The sequence below is a fragment of the Mesorhizobium sp. M2A.F.Ca.ET.042.01.1.1 genome, assembly GCF_003997405.1.
Classification (GTDB): Bacteria; Pseudomonadota; Alphaproteobacteria; order Rhizobiales; family Rhizobiaceae; genus Mesorhizobium.
Genome location: NZ_RZRX01000335.1, coordinates 1 through 5,478, shown reverse-complemented (window position 1 = coordinate 5,478; position 5,478 = coordinate 1). Strand labels below are relative to the sequence as shown.

Below are 5,478 nucleotides of genomic sequence, written 5' to 3'. Positions count from 1 at the left end.
CGCTATGTGCGGGTGGCGACGGGGCGCGACTATCGCGACGCCTCGCCTGTCTCGGGGATACTGCTGGGGCAGGCGCAAGAGAAGCTTGCCGTCACCGTCACGGTAGAGCAGTAATTTCCGACGAGATTCGCTGCTAAAGAAGAATCATGACCTATTGCGTCGGCCTCAAGATCGATCGCGGGCTCGTGTTCATGTCGGACACGCGCACCAATGCCGGCATGGATTCGATCTCGACCTTCAAGAAGATGCACGTCTGGGAAGAGCCTGGTGAACGTGTGATCGTGCTGATGTCGGCGGGCAACCTGGCCACGACGCAAGCCGTGGTCAGCCTGCTCGACGAGCGCAACAAGGCCGTTGGCGACCGTCATCCGAAGCTGCTCGAAACGCCATCCATGTACCAGACGGTGCGGCTGGTCGGCGATACGGTCAAGGAAGTCATCGAACATGCCTCGCCGAACGGCGACAAGGCGGATTCCTACTTCAATGCCTCCTTCATCCTGGGCGGCCAGATCAAGGGCAGCCCGCCCAGGCTGTTCATGATCTACCCGGAAGGCAATTTCATCGAGTCGACCGATGACACGCCTTTCTTCCAGATTGGCGAGACGAAATACGGCAAGCCGATCATCATCCGTGCCTATGACCGGACAATGGGCCTGGCCGAAACGGTGAAGCTGCTTCTGGTGTCTTTCGATTCGACGCTGAAATCGAACCTTTCGGTCGGGCTGCCGCTCGATCTGCTGTTCCTAGAGAACGACAGCTTCAAGGTTGGGCTCAACAGGCGCATCGGCCAGGACGATCCCTATTACCGCACCATTTCCGACGGCTGGTCGAACGCTCTGAAGTCGGCCTTTGCCAGCCTGCCGGATTTCCCCGGTTAGGGTCCGCACGTCGCGGCCGGTTGGGCATTTAGCTGGCTTACCCGCTGCATTGCGGCTAGGGTCGGGAGGATAGATGGACAACGAGACATTCCGCCACTGGTCGAGGCGGGCGGCCGACTGGGGCGTCGATTACCGCGCCGGCCTGCGCGACCGTCCCGTGCGGCCGGCAATCGCGCCGGGCGAGATCTTGCGGAGCATCGAGGCTGCGCCGCCCGAAACGGCCGAACCGATGGAAAAGATCTTCGCCGATTTCGAAGAAAAGATCGTGCCGGGCATGACGCATTGGCAGCATCCGCGCTTCTTCGCCTATTTCCCCGCCAATGCGGCGCCGGTCTCGGTCGTGGCGGAGTATCTGGTCTCGGCGATGGCCGCGCAATGCATGCTGTGGCAGACCTCGCCGGCGGCGACCGAGCTCGAGACGCGCATCGTCGACTGGATGCGCCAGGCGCTTGGCCTCCCCGAGGGCTTTTCCGGCGTCATCCAGGATTCGGCCTCGTCGGCGACGCTTGCGGCGGTGCTCACCATGCGCGAGCGGGCGCTCGACTGGCAGGGCAACAAAAAGGGGCTGGCCGGACAGGGCAAGCTGCGCGTCTATTCCTCCGACCAGGTCCATACCTCGATCGACCGCGCCATCTGGGTCTCAGGCATCGGCGAGGAGAACCTCGTCCGCATCCCGGTCTCAGGACGTTTTCGTGCCATGGATCCGGCCGCGCTTGATGCCGCAATCGTCGCCGATCGCGCGGCCGGCCTGCTGCCCGCAGGCATCATCGCTTGCGTCGGCGGCACCAGCATTGGCGGCACCGACGACATCGCCGCGGTGGCCGCGGTCGCGGAGCGGCACGGGCTTTACCTGCATGTCGACGCCGCCTGGGCCGGATCGGCGATGATCTGCCCGGAATACCGGCATTTCTGGGCAGGCGTCGAAGGCGCCGATTCCATCGTCTTCAATCCACATAAGTGGCTCGGGGCGCAGTTCGACTGCTCGATCCAGTTTGTTCGTCAGCCGGAAGACCTGGTGCGCACGCTGGCCATAAAGCCGGAGTTTTTGAAGACGTTGGGGCACGACGGCATCATCAACTATTCGGAATGGTCAATGCCGCTCGGGCGCCGTTTCCGCGCGCTGAAACTCTGGTTCCTGCTGCGGGCCTATGGCCTCGAGGGCTTGCGCGCTATGATCCGCAATCATGTCGCCTGGAGCGAAGGACTGGCGGCGCGGCTCGCCAGGGAAGCGGATTTCGAGCTCGTCAGCGAGCCGATGCTGTCGCTGTTCTCATTCCGGCACGAAGCGCCATCGGGTACCGATCCGGACGAGCACAACCTGCGCCTCGTGGACGCCATCAACATCGACGGCCGCATTTACTTGACGCAAACGCGGGTCGACGGGCGCGTGGCGATCCGCTTTCAGGCGGGGCAGTTCGAGTCGACGGCGGCAGATGTCGACGCCGCGTTCGACGTCATAACCGAGATTGCCCGGCGCCCGTCCTGAGGCGCGGACGCGTTCGGCGCCGGTTTGCCTTTTGCAATCAGGTGATTTTCGTTAGCCGGCTTATGCCTTTTCTTCGCTTTCGTTTTCCGATATAGAGGAGAAAAACGAAAATGGAGGAAGCCGGATGTTTCTTTCGCCACGCCACGCCGAAATCATCCAGATGGCGAAAGACCACGGCCGGGTTCTGGTCGAGGATCTGGCGACGCATTTCAACGTGACGCCGCAGACCATCCGCAAGGACCTCAACGATCTGTGCGATCAGCGGCTGCTCACCCGCATCCATGGCGGCGCGCTGTTCCCATCCGGGATCGAGAACATGGAATACGAGGCGCGGCGCAAGATCGCGGCCGACGAGAAGGAGGCGATCGGCGGCGCGGCGGCGCGGTTGATCCCGGACAACGCTTCGCTGTTCATCAATATCGGCACCACCACCGAGGCCGTCAGCAAAGCGCTGCTCGACCACAACGGGCTGATGGTCATCACCAATAACATCAATGTTGCCAATAGGATGCGCATCTATCCTACGATCGAGGTGGTGATCGCCGGCGGCGTGGTGCGCGGCTCCGACGGCGGTGTCGTTGGCGAAGCGGCCGTCGATTTCATCCGCCAGTTCAAGGTCGACTACGCCGTCATCGGCGCCTCGGCCATCGATCATGACGGTGCGCTTCTCGATTTCGATTTCCGCGAGGTGAAGGTGGCGCAGGCGATCATCGCCAATGCGCGCCACGTCATCCTGGTCTCCGACCGGACCAAGTTCGAGCGCACGGCGCCAGTCCGGATCGGCCATCTTTCGCAGGTGAATACCTTCATCACCGATCGTTGCGACATCCCCTCGATTCGCCGGATTTGCGAGGAGACCGAGGTCCGGCTGATCGAGACGGCGCTCGAATAGCGGCGCTTCACGGCTGTTTCACGCAGCCATGAAATTTCGTTTGACATTCGCTTTGAGTTCGAAATAATTCCGTCACGGTTTCGTAAAACACAAAAATGGTGCAATGCGAAATCGTTGGAGGAACTTTTGGACACATCCCCGATCCATGACATTTTCGTCATCGGCGGCGGCATCAATGGCTGCGGCATCGCCCGCGACGCCGTTGGCCGCGGATTTTCGGTTTACCTTGCCGAGATGAACGATCTGGCGAGCGGGACGTCCTCCGGCTCGACCAAGCTTATCCATGGCGGGCTTCGCTATCTCGAATTCTACGAGTTCCGGCTGGTGCGCGAGGCGCTGATGGAGCGCGAGGTTCTGTGGAAGAACGCGCCGCACATCATCTGGCCGATGCGCTTCGTCCTGCCTTACGCCAAGGGCCTGAGGCCCGCCTGGCTGATCCGGCTCGGGCTGTTCCTCTACGATCACATCGGGGGGCGCAAGCTGCTGCCTGCGACGAAGACGCTGGACATGGCGAGCGATCCGGCAGGCAAGCCGCTCAAGCCGTTGTTCCACAAGGCTTTCGAATATTCGGATGGTTGGGTCAATGACGCTCGCCTGGTGGCGCTGAACGCTCGTGATGCCGCCGACCGGGGCGCCATCATCCGCACCCGCACCAAGGTCGTCAGCGCGCGCCGAGACGGTCCGACCTGGACCATCAAGGTGCAGAACGTGCTGACTGGCGACACCGAAGAGGTTCGCGCGCGGCTTCTCGTCAACGCCGCCGGCCCGTGGGTCGATCACGTTCTGCAGACAGCCGTCGGCCAGAACGAAGTCCACAATGTCCGTCTTGTCCAAGGTAGCCACATCGTCGTCGCCAAGAAGTTCGACGATCCGCGCGCCTATTTCTTCCAGAACAAGGATGGCCGCATCATCTTCGCCATTCCCTACGAGGAAGAATTCACGCTGATCGGCACGACCGACCGCGACTATCCAGGCGACCCGCACGATGTGAAGATCTCCGACGCCGAGATCGACTATCTGTGCGCCGCGGCAAGCGAATATTTCGCGGTCGCCGTGAAGCGCTCCGACATCGTCTGGACCTATTCGGCGGTGCGTCCGCTCTATGACGACGGGGCCTCCAAGGCGCAGGAAGCGACGCGCGACTATGTGCTGAAGGCCGATGGCGGGGAGGGCGTCGCCCCGCTTGTCAACGCCTTCGGCGGTAAGATCACGACCTTCCGTCGGCTTGCGGAATCGATGCTTGAGAAGATCGAAGGCTTTCTCGGCAAGCGCGGCAAGCCTTGGACGCATGACGCGCCGCTGCCGGGCGGTGATTTTCCGGCCACCGGTTTCGACGCGCAGGTCGCCAGGCTGAAAAAGACCTATCCGTTCCTCGACCAGAGGCTGGCGCGCCGGTTCACGCGGCTCTACGGCACGCGCGCGGAGAAGCTGCTCGGGCTCGCCAAGTCGAATACTGATCTTGGCCGCAATTTCGGCGCCGATCTTTTCGAGGTTGAGGTTCGTTATCTCGCCGAGAACGAATGGGCGGTCACCGCCGAGGACGTGCTGTGGCGCCGCACCAAGCGCGGCCTGCATTTCAGCCGCGAGCAGACGGCGGCACTGGAAGAATTCATGCGAGGGCTGAGCAGCCGTCACGTCGCGGCGGCGGAATGACGATCGACTGCTGAAGCGCAAGGCCTGGGAGGAGGCGTGATGCTGGAACTGAGGAACGTGACGAAGACGATCGGTGCGCAGGAGCATATCCGCGACGTGTCGCTGACGCTTCAGCACGGCTCGCTGAATGTTCTGCTGGGGCCGACGCTTTCCGGCAAGACCAGCCTGATGCGGCTGATGGCGGGTCTCGACGCGCCGACGTCCGGCTCGGTCTGGTTCGACGGCAAGGACGTTACCGGGCAGCCGGTGCAGAAGCGCAACGTCGCCATGGTCTACCAGCAGTTCATCAACTACCCGGCGATGACGGTTTACGAGAACATCGCTTCGCCGCTCCGGGTCGCCGGCGTCGAGCAGGGCAAGATCGACAAGGAGGTGCGCAACGCCGCCGCGCTTCTCAAGCTCTCGCCTTACCTCGACCGCACCCCGCTCAACCTCTCGGGCGGTCAGCAGCAGCGCACGGCGCTTGCACGCGCCATCGTCAAGAACGCCAGCCTGGTGCTGCTCGACGAGCCTCTCGCCAATCTCGACTACAAGCTGCGCGAGGAATTGCGCGCCGAATTGCCGAGGAT

5 protein-coding genes and 1 pseudogene are annotated in these 5,478 nt (G+C 62.5%); all 6 read left to right on the top strand.

Going from position 1 to position 5,478, the window contains the following annotated elements; translation table 11 throughout:
* A pseudogene (locus EOA23_RS36700) lies at positions 1-114 on the top strand (transglutaminase family protein); the annotation flags it as partial.
* Positions 115-146: 32 nt separating this feature from the next.
* Positions 147-878, top strand: coding sequence for a peptidase (locus tag EOA23_RS31015; protein WP_126060703.1), 732 nt, complete (start codon positions 147-149; stop codon positions 876-878).
* Positions 879-951: 73 nt separating this feature from the next.
* Positions 952-2,364: an aspartate aminotransferase family protein gene (locus EOA23_RS31010; protein ID WP_127306917.1), complete on the top strand. Its 1,413-nt coding sequence runs from the start codon at positions 952-954 to the stop codon at positions 2,362-2,364.
* 124 nt (positions 2,365-2,488) lie between these two features.
* A complete protein-coding gene (locus EOA23_RS31005; RefSeq protein ID WP_042642634.1) occupies positions 2,489-3,256 on the top strand; it encodes a DeoR/GlpR family DNA-binding transcription regulator in 768 nt (255 codons plus the stop codon).
* A gap of 126 nt (positions 3,257-3,382) precedes the next feature.
* The gene (gene glpD, locus EOA23_RS31000) at positions 3,383-4,909 is read left to right on the top strand and encodes a glycerol-3-phosphate dehydrogenase (RefSeq protein ID WP_127306916.1); all 1,527 of its coding nucleotides are present in this window, start codon (positions 3,383-3,385) and stop codon (positions 4,907-4,909) included.
* 39 nt (positions 4,910-4,948) lie between these two features.
* On the top strand, positions 4,949-5,478 hold a 530-nt coding region (locus EOA23_RS30995; RefSeq protein WP_145966531.1), incomplete at its 3' end, for an ABC transporter ATP-binding protein.